Source organism: Streptomyces sp. CB02056 (genome assembly GCF_001905545.1).
GTDB lineage: Bacteria > Actinomycetota > Actinomycetes > Streptomycetales > Streptomycetaceae > Kitasatospora.
Genome location: NZ_LIPD01000012.1, coordinates 104,511 through 120,137 on the forward strand (window position 1 = coordinate 104,511; position 15,627 = coordinate 120,137).

The window sequence follows — 15,627 nt, forward strand, 5'->3', positions numbered from 1 at the left end:
AGGTGGCAAGCCCCGAACGGAACCCCAGAACGGGAGCGGATGATGGCCGAGGCGGCGAACGACACGGTGCGGCTGCTCTGGGGCCCGGCCCCCAAACCCACCCGCGGGCCGAAGCCGGCCCTCAGCCTGGAGCGGATCGCCGCGGCCGGGGTCGAGCTCGCCGACGCGGAGGGGCTCGGCGCGGTCTCCATGCAGAAGGTGGCCGGGCTGCTCGACTTCACCAAGATGTCGCTCTACCGGTACGTCCCCGGCAAGGCCGAACTCGTCGCCCTGATGGTCGAGTCGGCCGTCGACGCGCCTCCGGACGCACCGGAGGGTGCCGACTGGCGGGAGCAACTCACCGCCTGGGCTCACCACTTGGCCGAGTCCTTCGCCAGGCACCCGTGGCTGCTGGACGCCACCGTCGGCGCGCGGGCGCTCGGTCCGAGGGAACTCGCCTGGCTGGAGCGGGTGGTGGCGGCGCTCGACGGCCACGGGCTGACCGGCCCCGAACGGATGGACGCCGCCGTCCTGCTCACCGGGCACGTGCGCGGAATCGCCGCGCAGTCCCGCGCCGCCGGCCCCGCCGACACCCCCGAGGCCGAACTCCTCGCCGCCCTCGGCACCGTGGTCCAGGAGAACGCCGACCGCTTCCCGGCCGTCGCCGCCGCCATGGCCGACCCCGACGGCCGCGACCAGGCGCTGGAGTTCGGCCTGGAGCGCATCCTGGACGGGCTGGCCGCCCTGATCGACCGCCGCACGGCCGGCGCCTGACCCGCGGCAGCGTCCCGGAACGCCCGGTGGCGAGGAACCGGAGGCCCGGGAAAACCGCTCGGCCGGCCACCCGGCCGCTCGCTAGGATCGCGCCCCATGGCGATGTTCGTGCACCTGACCGCCGCGGCGAACGCGCCGCGCATCCGCCGCGCCGGGATCCGCGCCGACAGCCGGGGCCAGGGCGGCGCACGCGGGGTGTACTGCTTCCCCGTGCTGCCCTCGTACACGCTGACCCACCAGTGGCTGCGCGAGCTGGCCCGGTTCGGCCCCAAGGGCGCACTGGTCGCGGTGCACCTCCGACTGGACGACGGGCAGGAGGTCCTGACCGGGCACTACCGCGACCGCGCCCAGGACGCCCAGCGGCCGGTGCGGGCCGCCGAGGCGGTCCGGCGGATCGGCGCCCTGCCCGACCCGCGCGGCTGGGAGGTGTTCCTGCCGCGCGCGGTGGGCGCCCGCGAGGTGCACCGGGTCCGCGCCGTGCCGCAGGCCACCGGCTGGCGCTACGTCCCGGACGCCCACGGCACCCGGCCCTGCACCTGTCTCGGCTGCCGTATCCGCGGCGAGTACGGCAGCCGCCGGCTGCGCGAGCGCCACCCGCACCCGCTGGACGGCCCGCCGCCGCCCGTCCCGGTGCTGCTGGCCCGGATCGCGGCGGCTGGCGAACCCGGCGACCCGTACGAACTGCGCACCGCCCTGCACTGGTTCGGGCTGCGCCGCCGCGGCCCGGTGGACCTGCTCGCCCGACTGGCCGACCACCCGCACCCGGGCGTGCGGACGGACCTGGTCTGGGCCGTCGGCGGCTGGTCGACCCCGGGCGTCGCCGAGCTGCTGGACGGCCTGGCGGACGATCCGGACCCACTGGTCCGCGGGGCCGTCGAGGCGGTCAGGGAGAGCTGAGCCCCGGCCGGCGGCCCGCCCCGGACGGGCAGCAGCACTCCGCCGGCCTGTGCGCCGCCGTCAGGAGACGCGCTTGAGCTGCCAGGAGTTCTTCTCCAGGCTCGGCACCGCCGAGTAGTTGCAGCCGGAGCCGTAGTAGGTGCTGACGATCGTCCAGCCGGCCGGCGGCCAGGTGGAGGCGCAGGCGTTGACCACGGTGCCGACCGGGTAGCCGGTGAGCTGCATGATCTTCTTGGTGTTCGGGGTGAAACCGGAGCCGCAGCCGGCGCTGTTCCACCACTGGACGTCCACGAAGCCGCCCGGCGTCAGCGAGGAGGAGCAGCTGGTGCTGGTGTCACCGGGCGCGGCCTGGGCCGTCCCCATGGTCAGGGTCAGCGCGGCGGCGGTACAGCCCAGGGTCAGGACGGCGGAACGAAGGCGTATCACGGGGCGGCTCCTCTCGGTGACGCGGCGCGTCCGCGTCCCGCCCATTCCTATCCGTGCGGAGCCGATGACGGACAGCGACTTTCCGGCCCGACCTGCGGCGCGTTCTCGCCTATTCCCCGCCGGTAGCACTCCACCGGTACGCGGCTGACCTGCGCACTCTCCCGTCGACATGCCCGTTCGCCGGATCCGGGTGATCATGGGACGAACCGCGTCATCGGCGATTCGGCGCACCGGGCCGTCGGCCCCGGGAGCGCCCGGAAGGTGGACTGCGATGTTCCAGCTCCTGTGGATTCTGCTCATCGGCTTCGTGCTGGGCGTGCTCGCCAAACTGATCCTGCGTGGACCGCAGTCGATCCCCTGGTGGCTGACCATGCTGCTCGGCGCGGCCGGGGCCTGGCTCGGCAACGCCGTCTCCGGCTGGATCGGCGTCCGCCACACCTCGGGCATCGACTGGATCCGGCACATCCTGCAACTGGCCTTCGCCGTCGCCCTGGTGGCCTTCGTCGCGCCCGCGTGGACGAAGTCCCACCAGAACCGCTGACCGACCGACCCCCGGCACCCGGCCCGGGCGGCCCGGCCGACCAGCCGGCCGGGCCGCCCGCTCAGCCCACGTGGACGGCCGGCCGGCGGGACCGGTCCGGTTCGGCCTCGCGCAGCACCTCGCGGGTGACGGGGGCGATCTCGCCCTGTCCGAACAGGAAGAACCGCAGGAACTGGGCGAAGGGGTTGCCCTCGGTCCACTCGAAGTAGATGTGCGGCTGCTGCCCGGTGAGGTCGCGCACCTCGAGCAGCAGCGCGGCCAGCGCGTTGGGCACGCTGGAGCTCCCCAGCGCCAGCACCCGGTAGCGGTCGTGCAGCACCTCGCCGCGGACCGTCAGCACGGCCTCGAAGTCGGACGGGTCGAGCACGGTGACCTCGACGAACACCAGGTCGTCCTCGGCCGGGATGTCGTTGTCCCGCCGGATCTGGTGGATCTTGTCGCGGTACTCGGCGAGGTCCCGGCTGTTCGGCTCGTTGGCGATCAGCCGCAGCGGGCGGTGGGTGTAGTCCCGGACGAACCGGTCCGCGACGTCGTCCAGCACCACGTCGGTGACGCGCAGTTCGAAGGCCCGCTTGAGCCGGGACAGGAACGAGAGCAGCATGATGCCCGCGATGAAGCAGGCGCCGATCTTGACCCCGTCCGGCCGCTCGGCGATGTTCACCGCCGTGGTGTAGAGGAAGACCCCCGCGATCACCGCGAAGCCGGTGCGCCAACGGCGCTGCCCGGCCTTGTGGGCGGCGATGGTCACCGCGATGGCGGCGGAGCTGATCAGCACCAGCACGCCGGTGGCGTAGGCGCCGCCCTGGGCGTCCACGTTGGCGTCGAAGATCCAGGTGACCAGGAAGGCGATCAGGGTGAGCACGATGACGGTCGGCCGCACCGCGCGGGCCCAGTGCGGGGCCATGCCGTAGCGGGGCAGGTAGCGCGGCATCAGGTTGAGCAGCCCGGCCATCGCGGAGGCCCCGGCGAACCAGAGGATGGCGATCGTGGACAGGTCGTAGACGCTGCCGAAGGTGCTGCCCAGGTACTCGTGGGCGAGGTAGGCGAGCGCCCGCCCGTTGGCCTGGCCGCCGGCCTTGAACTGGTCGGCCGGGATGAGCAGCGTGGTGATGAAGCTGGTGGCGATCAGGAACACGCTCATGATCGCGGCGGCGGTGGTCAGCAGCTTGCGGGCGCCGCGGATCCGGCCGGTGGGCTTCTCCTCGGTGTCGTCCGGGTCGCCCTCGATGTGCGGCATCACGGCGACGCCGGTCTCGAAGCCGGACAGGCCGAGCGCCAGCTTCGGGAAGACGATCAGCGCGACGCCGATCATCGCGATCGCGTTGCCGTGCTCCACGGTCAGCGCGTGCGTCCAGTCGCTGAACACGTGCGGGGCCTTGAGCACGTGCCACAGCCCGTTGGCGACCACCACGACGTTCAGCGAGAGGTACACCGCGACCAGCACCACCGCCAGGCCGATCGCCTCGCTGAAGCCCTTGAGGAAGACGGCACCGAGCAGCGCGATCATGATCAGGGTCAGCATGACCTGCTTGCCGGTCAGGGCGCTGTGCAGGTGCGGGTTCTCCACCAGGTGGGCGCTGGCGTCGGCGGCGGACAGGGTGATGGTGATCATGAAGTCGGTGGCCGCGAAGCCCAGCAGGGTGAGCACGAAGAGCTTGCCCTGCCAGAAGGAGAGCAGCCGTTCCAGCATCGCGATCGAGCCCTGGCCGTGCGGGCTCTCCTGGGCGACCCTCCGGTAGACGGGCAGCGCGCCGAGCAGGGTGACGACCACCAGCACGATGGTCGCCAGCGGCGAGACCAGTCCGGCCGCGAGCGCGGCGATGCCGGGCTGGTAGCCGAGCGTGGAGAAGTAGTCCAGGCCGGTCAGGCACATGACCCGCCACCAGCGCTGGCCCTTCTCGTGCGGCGCCTCGGCGTGCGGGCCGGGGTGCTGTTTGGCCAGGTCGGCCAGGCCTTCCAGCATCCACTCCCGGAACCGCCCGCGCCGGGTGACCGGCCCCGCCCCTGCTTCGGCCGACCCCGACGACACCACGGGCACCCCTGTCCACGACTCGGCCGGCCTCGTACGGCTCCGGACCCCCTGTGGCCGCCGGACGGCGGGCCTGGTCAGGCTAGGGGACCGGCCCGCCGGGGCCGGTCAACCGCGCGGGCCGACACGCCCGGGTGCGCCCGTACGGCCCTCCCCGGTCGCGGGCCGTCCCGAGACGGGTGCGGCCGCGCCCGGTCCGGTGTGCCAGGCTGCACGGACCTCGCGGAACACGCGAGGATGTCCGCGCGCACCGACGCACCGGGCCGGCGCCGCACAGCGCGCCACCGGCCGGGTCGGCGCGCCCACGGACCGGGCAGGGACAGGAAAAACGGAGGAAGCGGTGGCGGAGCCGAGTCGGCGGAGGATCCTGGGCCTGGGCCTGATGGCGGCCGCCGTCACTTCCTGCGGCCCCCGTCGCCCGGATGCGGCCCCCGCCGCGCACCCGTCCGCCGGGGCGGCGGGCGCGCCGGCCGCCCCGGCGTCCACGCCACCCGGCACCGCCGGCCCGGCCGCCGACGGCCACACCGGCCCGACGAGCGAGCGCTCCCGCCCCGGCAACGCCGACTGGGAGATCACCGACCCCGGCCCGGACGGCGCCATCGAGGGCTTCGCCGACCGGGTCAGCGTCCTGCCCGGCGAGCCCTTCGGCCTGCACGTCTCCACCCCCGCCGCCGCGTTCACCGTCTCCGCCTACCGGATGGGCTGGTACGACGGCGCCCGCGCCCGGCTGGTCTGGCGCCGCGAGCACGTCCCCGGCGGCAAGCAGGCCGCACCGCACGTGGCCCCGGCGACCCGCACCGTCCTGACCGGCTGGCAGCGCACCCTCGCGGTGGACACCGCCGGCTGGCCCGAGGGCGCCTACCTGCTGCGCCTGGACGCCGAGGACGGCTCCGGGCGGCGCTACGTCCCGCTCACCGTCCGCTCGGCGAGCACCGCGGGCCGGACCGTGGTGATGAGCGCCCCGGCGACCTGGCAGGCCTACAACGAGTGGGGCGGCTACAGCCTCTACAACGGCCCGACCGGCGGCCTGGCCACCCGCTCGCTGAAGGTCGTCTTCGACCGGCCGTACGACTACGACCACGGCGCCGGGCTGTTCCTGGTCTACGAGGCGCCGCTGGTCGCCCTCGCCGAACGGCTCGGCCTGCCGCTCGCCTACACCACCGGCGTCGACGTGGCCCGCGAACCCGGCCTGCTGACCGGGGCGAGCGCCGTCCTGTCGCTCGGCCACGACGAGTACTGGTCGCCCGAGCAGCGGGCCAACGTGGTCGCCGCCCGCGACGCCGGGACCAACCTGGCGGTCCTGGGCGCCAACTGCTGCTACCGCCGGATCCGGTTCGAGCCGTCCGACCTCGGGCCGGACCGCACGGTGGTCTGCTACAAGGACGCCTGGGCGCAGGACCCGGGCCACCAGGCGGGCGCCCCGGCGACCACCGACTTCCGGACCGGCCCGGGCGCCGACCCGGAGAGCTCGATGCTCGGCGTCATCTACGACGGCTACCCGGTGGACGCCCCGTACGTGGTCACCTCGCCCGGGCACTGGGCGTACGAGGGGACGGGCGTCGCGGCGGGGGCCTCGTTCCCGCACCTGGTCGGGGTGGAGTACGACCGGGTGCACACCGGCTTCCCCACCCCGCGCCCGATCGAGGTGATCGCCCACTCCCCCGTGGTGTGCGACGGCCGGCGCTCCCACTCCGACACCGCCTACTACACCGTGCCGAGCGGGGCCGGGGTGTTCGCCACCGGGACAATGCGCTGGGTCGAGGCGCTGGAGGCCCGCGGCCCCGGCGGCGGCCGGGCCGACCACGGCATCGACTCGCACGCCGGGGACCTGGTCCGCCAGGTCACCGAGAACGTCCTGCGCGCCTTCGCCGCCGGCCCGGCCGGCCGGACCCGCCCGGCCCAGGACAACCTCGACGCCGTCTACGGCACGGCGTAGCCGCCCCGGCTCAGCCCGCGGACGGCGCGACGACGAGGGCGGTGGCGGGCAGGACAGTGGTGCGACGGATCGTCATGGGAGGTCTCCGGGGCTACTGTTCCGGGCGTTCGCGGCCCGTCACGGTACCGCATCGTGATCGAACGGGCTTCCGACCTCCGGCCGGGGCAGGAGGTGGTCGGAACGCCCGATACACTCGCACGGTCTCATCCGGAGCAGGCACGAGGGAAACAGAACATGGTCGAGGCCTCCCCCAAGGTCGTTGTGGTCGTCCCCACGTACAACGAGCGGGAGAACCTCCCGGTCCTCGCGGGCCTGCTCGCGGAGCTCCCGGTGCCCGACCTGCACCTGCTGGTGGTCGACGACAACTCCCCCGACGGCACCGGCGAGATCGCCGACAAGCTCGCCGCGGACTCCGGCGGCACCGTGGGCGTGCTGCACCGCACCGAGAAGGACGGCCTCGGCCGCGCCTACCTGGCCGGCATGGCCAGGGCCCTGGACGAGGGCGCCGACGTCGTGGTGCAGATGGACGCTGACCTCTCCCACCCGGCCTCGGCGATACCCGCGATGGTCGAGCTGCTGCTCGGTGACGACACCGCCGTGGTGCTGGGCTCCCGCTACGTCCCCGGCGGCTCCACCGCCGAGGAGTGGCCCTGGCACCGCAAGGCGCTCTCGGCCTGGGCGAACTTCTACGTCAACACGATCCTCAGCCTCGGGGTCAGGGACGCCACCGCCGGGTTCAAGGCCTGGCGGGCGGACACCCTCCGCGCCATCGACCTGCCGACCGTGCGGAGCAACGGCTACTCGTTCCAGGTCGAGATGAACTACCGCGTCGTCAAGCAGGGCATGACGATCCGCGAGGTGCCGATCCGCTTCGAGGAGCGGATCGAGGGCGCCTCGAAGATGAGCATGGGCGTGCAGGTCGAGTCCGCGCTGGCGCCCTGGAAGCTGCGCTTCAACCGCGAGGGCTGACGAGGCACCGACGGGACCGGGCACGGCAGGACGCCGGCCCGGTGCGGTCGTACGGGTGCCGGACCGCCGCCGGAGCGGTGTGAACGGCCGCCGCGGGGAAAGAAGGGCGACATGGCCCTTCTCCCGGAGACACTCACGGACCTGGTCCGCCGCGGCGCCCGAGAACCGTTCGTGGTCCAGAGCGTCCGGGCCACCGTCGCGGCCACCATCGCCTTCGCGGTGGCGACGCGGCTGAGCAGCGAGCCCGCTCCGCTGACGGCGCCGCTGACCGCGCTGCTGGTCGTCCAGGTCACCGTCTACTCGACGCTCAAGACCAGCATCCGCCGGGTCAACTCGGTGGTGGTCGGGGTGCTGATCGCGATCGGGTTCAGCGCGGTGGTCGGGCTCTCCTGGTGGAGCCTCGGGCTGATCATCCTGGCCTCGCTGGTCGTCGGCCGGTTCGTCCGGGTCGAGGAGTTCGTCCAGGAGGTCGCGATCAGCGCGATGCTGATCCTGGGCGTGACCAAGCTGGCCTCGCAGGCCTGGGACCGGGTGCTGGAGACCCTCATCGGCGCGGCCGTCGGCCTGCTGTTCAACCTGGTGTTCGCGCCGCCGGTCTGGGTGGACACCGCCGGGGAGTCGATCGAGGACCTGGCCCGGCGGGCCCGCCAGCTGCTGCTCGACATCTCCGAGGAGCTGGGCCGCCCCACCCCGGTGGCCCGGGCCGCCGAGCGGCTGCACGAGGCCCGCCGGCTGGACCAGGCGATCGCCGACGTGGACGCGGCGCTGCGCCAGGCCGAGGACAGCCTGCGGTTCAACCCGCGGATCAGCGAGGGGCTGCTGTCCCGGCTGGTGCTGCGCACCGGGCTGGACACCCTGGAGATCTGCGTCGTCGTGATCCGGGTGCTGGCCCGTTCGCTGACCGACCTGGCCAAGCGGCGCGCGCCCGGCGAACGGCTCTTCCCGCCGGACGTCGCGACGGGGCTGGAGGAGCTGCTGGCGCACGTCGGCGGCGCGATGGTGAGCTACGCGGTGCTGGTGACCACCCAGGTGAGCCGCAGCGCCGAGGAGGCGGAGGAGCGGCTGACCGCCGAGCTGGCGGCGGCCTGGGCCTGCCGGGAGAACGTCGCCCAGGTGCTGCTGCGCAAGGTCCAGGAGCACCCGGAGGCCTGGCAGCTGCACGGTTCGATACTGGCCGAGGTGGACCGCATCCTGGACGAGATGGACCTGGAGCACCGCGGCCGACGGCTGATGGAGGAACTGGACCGGGCCTCGGTGGCGAACCGGGAGCGGTTCTCCCGCTACGCCTGGCTGCGCCGCCTGCTGCGGGGCGAACGGGCCCGCGGCGGCCGGACGTCCGCTGCGGCGGACCGCCCGGCGGCGTAGCGGTGGAACACCCGGCGGTTTGGCGGGCGCCGGGGTCTCAGGGCATCAGCCAGGGTTCCTGCGGCAGCGGGTGGCCGGTCTCCAGGTAGGTCTTGAGGTTGGCGAGCACCGCCGACCAGCCCTGTTCGGCGTCCGCCCGGGCGGCCTCGTCGGCGAGGTCCACGTGGGTGACGGTGAGCCGGGTGAGGTCGTGCCAGCCCTGGAGTTCGAAGGTGACCCGGGAGGGGAAGGCGGCGCGCCCCTCCTGCGGCCCGGCCCAGGTGGTGACCAACAGGTGCGGGCGGTCGACCGCCTCGACGGTGCCGATGACGTCGGCGGTCCCGGAGCCGTCGGTCCGCTGGTGCTCCCAGGGCGCGCCGAGCAGCCAGGTGGAGACGTTGCGGTGGCCCCAGTAGAGGCCGGACTCGTCGGCGTTGGTGAGCGCGTGCCAGACCCGCTCGGGGGTGGCCCGCAGGTAGGTGATGCCGCGGTGGCTGAAGGCGGTCACGGGCTCACCCCTTCGCCGCGTCGAGCAGCGGCTGGATCTCGATCTTCTGCATCCGCAGCATGGCCGCGAAGACGCGGTCCGCCGTGGCCCGGTCCTCGCCCGAGACCAGGTCGAGCAGCACCCGTGGGGTGATCTGCCAGGAGAGGCCGTAGCGGTCCTTGAGCCAGCCGCACGGGCCGGGCTGGCCACCGTCGGCGGTGAGTTCCGCCCAGAGCCGGTCGACCTCCTGCTGGTCGTCGCACGCCACCTGGAGCGAGATCGCCTCGGTGAAGTGGAACGCCGGGCCGCCGTTGAGGCCCACGTACGCGCGGCCGGCGAGCTCGAACTCGACGGTCATCACCGAGCCCGCCGGGCCGGGGCCGGTCTCGCCGTAGCGGGTGGTCCTGAGGACCCGGGAGTTCGGGAACAGCGTGGTGTAGAAGGCGGCGGCCTCTTCGGCCTGGTCGTCGAACCAGAGGGAGGTGGTGATTTTCTGCATGCGCCCGACGGTAACGGCGGGGTCCGTCGGGGCGGCCGAGCCACGGCCGGGGGTCACCGGATCGGCGCCCCCGGCCGTCGCCGGGTCAGTGCACCCAGCCCGCGAAGCGCCGGACGAAGCGCTGACCGGTGTGGGCGGTCACCACGACGTCGTAGCGGCCCTGCTCGTCCAGCGGCCAGGCCAGGTCGGCCTGCTTGCCGGGCTTGACCCAGACGGTCTGCGCGGTGCCCGCGAAGTCGTTGGGCGCGGCGGTGAAGGCCACGTCGGTCATGCCGTCGTTGACGAGCTGAAGGGTGAGCTTGCGGCTGCCGCGCAGGTCGACGGTGACGATCGGCACGCCGATGTCGTTCTGGCCGTCCTGCCCGTCGCGGACCACGGTGCCGGCGAAGCGCCGGACGAAGCCGTCCGGGCCGTGCACGGTGAAGTCGTAGCGGCCGTCGGTGGTGGCGGCGTCCCAGACGTACCGGGCGGTGGCGCCGGGGGCGACGGTGTACGGGGTGCCGGCGAAGGGGAGCAGGATGTTCGGGTAGACGGTGTACGGGAAGGCCACCGAGCCGTCGTTGCTCATCGTGCAGGTGACCTTGCCGGTCTTCCGGTCCACCTCGACGTCGGCCCACGGCTGGTACGGCAGCGGGCGGTGCGGGCGCTCGCCGCGCTCCTGGACGGGCATCGCCTGGGCGCCGACCGCCGGCAGCGCGACGCCGGGCAGCCTGGTGCCCGCGTCGGCCCTGGCCATCAGGGCCTTGGTGTCGGGCAGCACCGGGACCGAGAGCTCGGGGGCGGCGAAGTCGAAGCAGCTGGTGAGGTCGCCGCAGACGGCCCGGCGCCAGGCCGAGATGTTGGGCTCGGCCACCCCGGTGACCAGTTCCATGAAGCGCAGCACCGAGGTGTGGTCGAAGACCTGGGAGTTGACCCAGCCACCGCGCGACCAGGGCGACACGACCCAGAGCGGCACCCGGTTGCCGAGGCCGATGGCCCGTCCCTGGGTGAACTCCTCGGGGGTGCCGGGCTCCGGGGTGGGCGGGACCATGTGGTCGAAGTAGCCGTCGTTCTCGTCGTACATCACCAGGAAGACGGTGTGCCGCCAGACCTCCGGGTTGGACGTCAGCGACCGCAGGGCCTGGTCGACCCAGTGCGCGCCGTAGGCCGGGCCGGCCTCCGGGTGCTCGGAGAACAGGTACGGCGCGACCAGCCAGGAGACGGTCGGCAGGGTGCCGTCCTTGCAGTGGCGGTCGAAGTCGGCGGGGTCGAACTTCGTCATCGCGTTGACGTAACGCGGGTCGTCGTGCGGGAAGTTGTGGAACTGCTTGAAGTAGGAGAGCGCGTTGTCGTCGTAGTCGCCGGTGCGCTCGTCCTTGCTGGGGTTGTGGTAGACGCGCCAGCTGACGCCGGCCGCCTCCAGGCGCTCGGCGTAGGTGGTCCAGTCGGCGACGGGGTTGTCGGTGACCGGGGTGTTGTCGATCCACGGGCCGGTGGTGCCGTCGCGGCCGGGGCCGGACGTGCCGGTCCACAGGTAGAGCCGGTTGGGGTCGGTCGGGCCGGCCAGCGAGGTGAAGTAGGCGTCGCAGACGGTGAACGCGTCGGCCAGGGCGTACTGGTAGGGGATGTCGTCGCGGGTGAAGTAGCCCATGGTGCGCTCGCCCTTGGCGGCGATCCACTTGTTCATCGCGCCGTTGTTGATGGCCTGGTGGCCGGTGGCCCAGTCGTGCGGCAGGCCGCCGGCGTTCTGCGCGTTGTACTTGGCGGTGTCCATCCGGTACGGCAGCATCACGCCGCCGTCGCTGCGCCGGCCGTCGGGCTGGCGGAAGACGTCGGTGCCGTCCGGGAACTGGAGCGCCTGCTTGTCGCCGAAGCCGCGGACGCCGGCCAGGGTGCCGAAGTAGTGGTCGAAGGAACGGTTCTCCTGCATCAGGACGACGACGTGCCTGACGTCCTTGACGGTGCCGGTCAGCGGGGTGCCGGGCTTGGCACCGGCGGCGGGAGCGGGGGCCGGGGCGGCGGCGGCCTGGGCGGCCGTCAGGCCGGACAGGGCGGTGGCGCTGGCGGCCGCGGTGGCGCCGACGAAGGTGCGGCGGGAGAGCTCGGGCATGACGAACTGGCCTCTCGGAGCTGGGAGTCGGGGAGCCTGGGAGCTCAGAGCTGGAAGGTGGCGACCGCGGCGGCGGTGTCGGAGGGCCACTCGTTGGCGGCGGAGCCGGGCTCGGGCTGCGGCCAGCCGACGGCCAGGGTGTGCGCCTCGACCAGCTTCAGCGGGCCCGCGTACTGGACGTAGTCGGTGCGGTCCTGCGGCTCGGGGCGGTCGCCGCGCCGCTTGCGGGTGGGCGACCAGGTCGCACCGGGGGCCTTGACCGGGTCGCGGTTCTCCTCGCGGAAGGTGTCGGTCAGTCCGGCGCCCTGGAGGGCCACGGTGACCGGCCAGGCGAGCGCGCCGACCCCCTGGCGGGCGGCGGCGGTGGCGGCCGTCCAGTCCCGGTGCGAGGGCGAGGAGAGCGCACCGGCCAGCACCACCGGGGTGCGCCGGGCGATGTCCGCGCGGACGGCGGCGGCCAGCGCCTTGGCCTGCCTCAGCCGCAGCGAGCCGTTCTCGGCGGCCTCCACCTCGGCGGCGGTCCGGCCGTCCTGGACGGCGTACGGGCCGTAGCCCGCCTCGTCCAGGTGGGCGGCCCAGAAGCGGACGGTGCGGCCGCCGGGCAGCCGCAGGGTGGCCGCGGCGGCGGGCAGTTCGGCGGTCGGCGGGGTGACGTCGGTGAGCGGGTGACGGCTGAGGATGCCGACACTGCCCGGGCTCTGGTAGGCGTACCAGCCGAGGGCGTCGGCCAGGGTCCTGGCCCGCTCCCCCGCGGTCTCCTGGAGGGCGAGCACGTCCAGGCCCTGGGCGAGGACCACGCGCAGCTGCTTCTCCAGTGCGTCGGTGTGGGCCGAGCCCGCGTCGTGCAGGTTCCAGCTGGCGGCCTTGAGGCGCGGCGGGGCGGCCGGGTCCGCCACCGGGACGAGGACGGTGACGGTGTCGGTGGCACCCGCGCTGTCCTTGACGCCGACGACCACCGGCTCGGGGTTCCGGCCGGGGGTGGCGGGGGCGGTGCCGGTGAGCGTCCCGTCGGCGCCGACCGAGGCCCAGGCGGGGCCGCTCACCTTGCGGTAGGTGGCGGAGCCGGCCGGGTTGCCGGCCGGACGGGACCAGAGGCCGCCGAGCCGGACCGTCACCGCGGCAGCCGGGGCGACGGGCGTGGCGGTGAACGCGTCGACGGCGGCGTGCGGGCGGACGACGGCGGGCTTGGGGCGGAAGGTGAACGGCCCGGTGCGGGCCAGGATGCCGTAGCCGTCCTTGGCGAGCAGGTAGGCGGTGTACGGGCCGCCGGTCAGCGCGGAGGTGTCGAGCTGGACGTCGCCCGAGGTGCCCGCGGTGTACTTCCACAGCAGCGAGCCGCCGTTGCCGGGCTGGCGGTCGCCGTCGTAGATGCCGACCCAGTTCTTGGCGTCGGGGGCGTCGGTGCTCCAGTGGAAGGTGAGCCGGTCGCCTTCGGTGGGGTTGGTGGAGGAACTGAACGTCAGGGCGCTGCCTGCGGCCACGGTTGTCCTGTCCGCCGCCCGGGGCCGGACCGCCGGGGGACGGTTCGCCGAGGCCGGGTTCGGCTGGTCACGGAGGCTGGGAGGAGGGGAGCGCACGCAGTTGGCTGTACAACTGCGGGCGGCCCTCATTCACCCGAAGGCCGGCGACCGGCGCGTGAACGACGCATGACGGAGCGTCGGGCGGTACGGGAACTTCGCTGGGCGGGGCCGTCGGCCCGCGGCACGGGTGCGGTCGCGGGTGCTTCGGCGGGCAGGTTCGCGGATGCTTCCTCCGGTGTTTCCGCCGACATGCCGCGAGGGCCGCGGCGGGAGGATCCGCCGCGGCCCTCGTCGGACCGTACTGCCGAACCGGGTGCCGCCCGGTCAGGCCAGGGCGAGGAAGAGCTTCTCCAGCTCGGCCTCGCTCATCGGCGCGGCGTCCTGGTCGGCGGCGGCCATGCACTGGCGCATGCCGCTCGCGACGATCTTGAACCCCGCCCGGTCGAGCGCGCGCGAGACGGCGGCGAGCTGGGTGACCACGTCCTTGCAGTCCCGGCCCGCCTCGATCATCGCGATCACTCCGGCCAACTGGCCCTGCGCGCGGCGCAGCCGGTTCAGGACCGCGCCGACCGCTTCCTCGTCCACCTGCATGTCGGGGCCGCCTTTCACATCGACTGTCGATGGACAAGTGTACCCGGCGGGGTATTCATTCCCGGCTGGCGAAAGCCGTGCTCGGCGCCCCCGGGTACGGCTCGGCTCAGCGGCGGGCCAGGCGGCGCTCCCCGCCCGCGCCGGTCGCGTACGGCAGCTCGTAGTGCGCGAACACGGCGGGCTCGTCCTCGGCGGGCAGCACGTCGTCGGTGCCGATCGCCGGGGCCTGCTTGACCTGGTTGCGCGGGTAGGCCACCCGGAGGTAGTCCGGCCCGGCCACCGCCCCGTCCAGCGGGACGAAGACCAGGCGGCGCCGGCCGGCGAAACCGACCGTGACCGTGCCGAAGAACGGCTCGTCGCTGGCCGTCTCGACGTAGACCGACTCCAGCGACCCGATGCGGTGGCCCTTCTCGTCGACCACGGCGTGGCCGCGCCACTCGCGGATGTCCGCCATCGCGATGCCCACGGGCCTGACCTCCCGTCCCCGGCTGTTCCCCCGCCCGGACCTCCATCCTCCGCCGGGAGCGGCAGGGGCGCGCGGCGAGCCCGGGAACCCTCCCCGCCCGACGAAAAGGGACATACGGGGGTGACCCGACCAACCGGCACCCGGGCCGTGACCTGGGCTTTAGGCTGTCCGCCAACAGGGCCGCGAGTGGATCGTCCGTGGCGCCCGGGGCAGAGGAGACGGCAACCGTGGGATACGAGAACATGTGGGAGTCCGGCGGGGCCGGGATCCCGGCCGACCTGCGGCCCGACGTGCCGCACCCGGCCCGGATGTACGACTACTACCTCGGCGGGAAGGACAACTTCCCCTCCGACCGCGCCGCCGCCGAGAAGGCGCTCGCCGCCAACCCGGAGTTCCGCTCCACCGCCCGCGCCAACCGCGGCTTCCTCACCCGCGCGGTGCGGTGCGTCGCCGAACTCGGCATCGACCAGTTCCTCGACATCGGCACCGGCATCCCCACCGCCGGCAACACCCACGAGATCGCCCAGGCGGCCCGACCGGGCGCACGGACCGTCTACGTGGACAACGACCCGATCGTGCTCAGCCACGCCCGCGCCCTGATGGCCGGCTCGGGCCCCGGCCACACCACCGTCATCCGGGCCGACCTGCGCGAGCCCGCCGCGCTGCTGGACGCCGTCCGGGCGGCGGACCTGCTCGACTTCTCCCGCCCGGTCGGACTCGTCCTCGCCGCCGTCCTCCACTTCCTGCGGGACGAGGACCAGCCCCACCAGGCCCTCGCCACCCTGCTGGACGCCCTGCCCTCCGGCAGCCACCTGGTCCTCTCGCACGGCACCGCCGACTTCATCCCGGCCGAGATCCGCGACCGGGTCACCGGTGTCTACGACAAGGCCACCGCACCCCTCGTCGGCCGCTCCCGCGAGGAGGTCCGGGCCTTCTTCGACGGCCTCGCCCTCCTCGACCCCGGCGTGACCACCGTCCCCCTCTGGCGCCCCGACACCACCCCCGCCCCCGGCGCCGACCGCGTCAGCATGTACGGCGCCGTGGCCCGCAAGCCCTGAGCCCCGGGGCCGGACCGGCCAC

15 protein-coding genes are annotated in these 15,627 nt (G+C 73.9%); 7 read left to right on the top strand and 8 right to left on the bottom strand.

Going from position 1 to position 15,627, the window contains the following annotated elements; translation table 11 throughout:
• Positions 1–42 precede the first annotated feature (42 nt).
• On the top strand, positions 43–753 hold the full coding sequence (locus AMK13_RS29695; protein ID WP_074004979.1) for a TetR/AcrR family transcriptional regulator: 711 nt from the start codon (positions 43–45) through the stop codon (positions 751–753).
• A 96-nt stretch (positions 754–849) separates the two neighbouring features.
• A complete protein-coding gene (locus tag AMK13_RS29700) occupies positions 850–1,650 on the top strand; it encodes a HEAT repeat domain-containing protein (RefSeq protein WP_198959464.1) in 801 nt (266 codons plus the stop codon).
• Positions 1,651–1,710: 60 nt separating this feature from the next.
• On the opposite strand, the gene AMK13_RS29705 is transcribed toward AMK13_RS29700, so the two are convergent.
• Positions 1,711–2,076, bottom strand: a complete 366-nt coding sequence (locus tag AMK13_RS29705) for a hypothetical protein (protein WP_049651510.1) — start codon at positions 2,074–2,076, stop codon at positions 1,711–1,713.
• A 271-nt stretch (positions 2,077–2,347) separates the two neighbouring features.
• Between AMK13_RS29705 and AMK13_RS29710 the strand changes: the two genes are divergently transcribed.
• Positions 2,348–2,617 carry a GlsB/YeaQ/YmgE family stress response membrane protein gene (locus AMK13_RS29710; RefSeq protein WP_049651509.1) on the top strand — a complete coding sequence of 90 codons (270 nt, stop codon included), beginning with the start codon at positions 2,348–2,350 and terminating at the stop codon, positions 2,615–2,617.
• 61 nt (positions 2,618–2,678) lie between these two features.
• Here the strand turns inward: AMK13_RS29710 and AMK13_RS29715 are convergent, their stop codons facing one another.
• Positions 2,679–4,580, bottom strand: coding sequence for an APC family permease (locus tag AMK13_RS29715; RefSeq protein ID WP_074004849.1), 1,902 nt, complete (start codon positions 4,578–4,580; stop codon positions 2,679–2,681).
• Between the two features lie 406 nt (positions 4,581–4,986).
• On the opposite strand from AMK13_RS29715, the gene AMK13_RS29720 reads away from it, so the two are divergent.
• The 3 genes from AMK13_RS29720 (at position 4,987) to AMK13_RS29730 (ending at position 8,916) form a co-directional block, all read left to right on the top strand.
• A complete protein-coding gene (locus tag AMK13_RS29720; protein WP_074004850.1) occupies positions 4,987–6,582 on the top strand; it encodes a N,N-dimethylformamidase beta subunit family domain-containing protein in 1,596 nt (531 codons plus the stop codon).
• A gap of 234 nt (positions 6,583–6,816) precedes the next feature.
• Positions 6,817–7,551, top strand: coding sequence for a polyprenol monophosphomannose synthase (locus AMK13_RS29725; protein WP_074004851.1), 735 nt, complete (start codon positions 6,817–6,819; stop codon positions 7,549–7,551).
• A gap of 111 nt (positions 7,552–7,662) precedes the next feature.
• Positions 7,663–8,916, top strand: coding sequence for an FUSC family protein (locus tag AMK13_RS29730; protein ID WP_074004852.1), 1,254 nt, complete (start codon positions 7,663–7,665; stop codon positions 8,914–8,916).
• Positions 8,917–8,953: 37 nt separating this feature from the next.
• Here the strand turns inward: AMK13_RS29730 and AMK13_RS29735 are convergent, their stop codons facing one another.
• The 6 genes from AMK13_RS29735 to AMK13_RS29760 form a co-directional block, all read right to left on the bottom strand.
• On the bottom strand, positions 8,954–9,403 hold the full coding sequence (locus tag AMK13_RS29735) for an SRPBCC domain-containing protein (RefSeq protein ID WP_049651504.1): 450 nt from the start codon (positions 9,401–9,403) through the stop codon (positions 8,954–8,956).
• A gap of 4 nt (positions 9,404–9,407) precedes the next feature.
• On the bottom strand, positions 9,408–9,881 hold the full coding sequence (locus tag AMK13_RS29740) for a VOC family protein (RefSeq protein ID WP_049651503.1): 474 nt from the start codon (positions 9,879–9,881) through the stop codon (positions 9,408–9,410).
• Positions 9,882–9,966: 85 nt separating this feature from the next.
• Positions 9,967–11,970 (bottom strand): phosphocholine-specific phospholipase C, encoded by a 2,004-nt coding sequence (locus tag AMK13_RS29745; RefSeq protein WP_074004853.1) that lies wholly within the window; start codon positions 11,968–11,970, stop codon positions 9,967–9,969.
• Positions 11,971–12,014: 44 nt separating this feature from the next.
• Complete coding sequence (locus AMK13_RS29750) at positions 12,015–13,451, bottom strand: endonuclease/exonuclease/phosphatase family protein (RefSeq protein ID WP_074004854.1); 1,437 nt, start codon at positions 13,449–13,451, stop codon at positions 12,015–12,017.
• A 363-nt stretch (positions 13,452–13,814) separates the two neighbouring features.
• Positions 13,815–14,081: a metal-sensitive transcriptional regulator gene (locus AMK13_RS29755; RefSeq protein WP_049651499.1), complete on the bottom strand. Its 267-nt coding sequence runs from the start codon at positions 14,079–14,081 to the stop codon at positions 13,815–13,817.
• A 106-nt stretch (positions 14,082–14,187) separates the two neighbouring features.
• Positions 14,188–14,535: a PRC-barrel domain-containing protein gene (locus AMK13_RS29760; protein ID WP_049651501.1), complete on the bottom strand. Its 348-nt coding sequence runs from the start codon at positions 14,533–14,535 to the stop codon at positions 14,188–14,190.
• A 254-nt stretch (positions 14,536–14,789) separates the two neighbouring features.
• On the opposite strand from AMK13_RS29760, the gene AMK13_RS29765 reads away from it, so the two are divergent.
• On the top strand, positions 14,790–15,605 hold the full coding sequence (locus tag AMK13_RS29765; RefSeq protein ID WP_074004855.1) for an SAM-dependent methyltransferase: 816 nt from the start codon (positions 14,790–14,792) through the stop codon (positions 15,603–15,605).
• Positions 15,606–15,627 lie beyond the last annotated feature (22 nt).

Coding starts and splice junctions, on each gene's coding strand:
- AMK13_RS29695 (WP_074004979.1), top strand. CDS start 43: ATGGCCGAGGCGGCGAACGACACGGTGCGGCTGCTCTGGGGCCCGGCC.
- AMK13_RS29700 (WP_198959464.1), top strand. CDS start 850: ATGGCGATGTTCGTGCACCTGACCGCCGCGGCGAACGCGCCGCGCATC.
- AMK13_RS29710 (WP_049651509.1), top strand. CDS start 2,348: ATGTTCCAGCTCCTGTGGATTCTGCTCATCGGCTTCGTGCTGGGCGTG.
- AMK13_RS29715 (WP_074004849.1), bottom strand. CDS start 4,580: ATGCTGGAAGGCCTGGCCGACCTGGCCAAACAGCACCCCGGCCCGCAC.
- AMK13_RS29725 (WP_074004851.1), top strand. CDS start 6,817: ATGGTCGAGGCCTCCCCCAAGGTCGTTGTGGTCGTCCCCACGTACAAC.
- AMK13_RS29730 (WP_074004852.1), top strand. CDS start 7,663: ATGGCCCTTCTCCCGGAGACACTCACGGACCTGGTCCGCCGCGGCGCC.
- AMK13_RS29740 (WP_049651503.1), bottom strand. CDS start 9,881: ATGCAGAAAATCACCACCTCCCTCTGGTTCGACGACCAGGCCGAAGAG.
- AMK13_RS29745 (WP_074004853.1), bottom strand. CDS start 11,970: ATGCCCGAGCTCTCCCGCCGCACCTTCGTCGGCGCCACCGCGGCCGCC.
- AMK13_RS29755 (WP_049651499.1), bottom strand. CDS start 14,081: ATGCAGGTGGACGAGGAAGCGGTCGGCGCGGTCCTGAACCGGCTGCGC.
- AMK13_RS29760 (WP_049651501.1), bottom strand. CDS start 14,535: ATGGCGGACATCCGCGAGTGGCGCGGCCACGCCGTGGTCGACGAGAAG.
- AMK13_RS29765 (WP_074004855.1), top strand. CDS start 14,790: ATGTGGGAGTCCGGCGGGGCCGGGATCCCGGCCGACCTGCGGCCCGAC.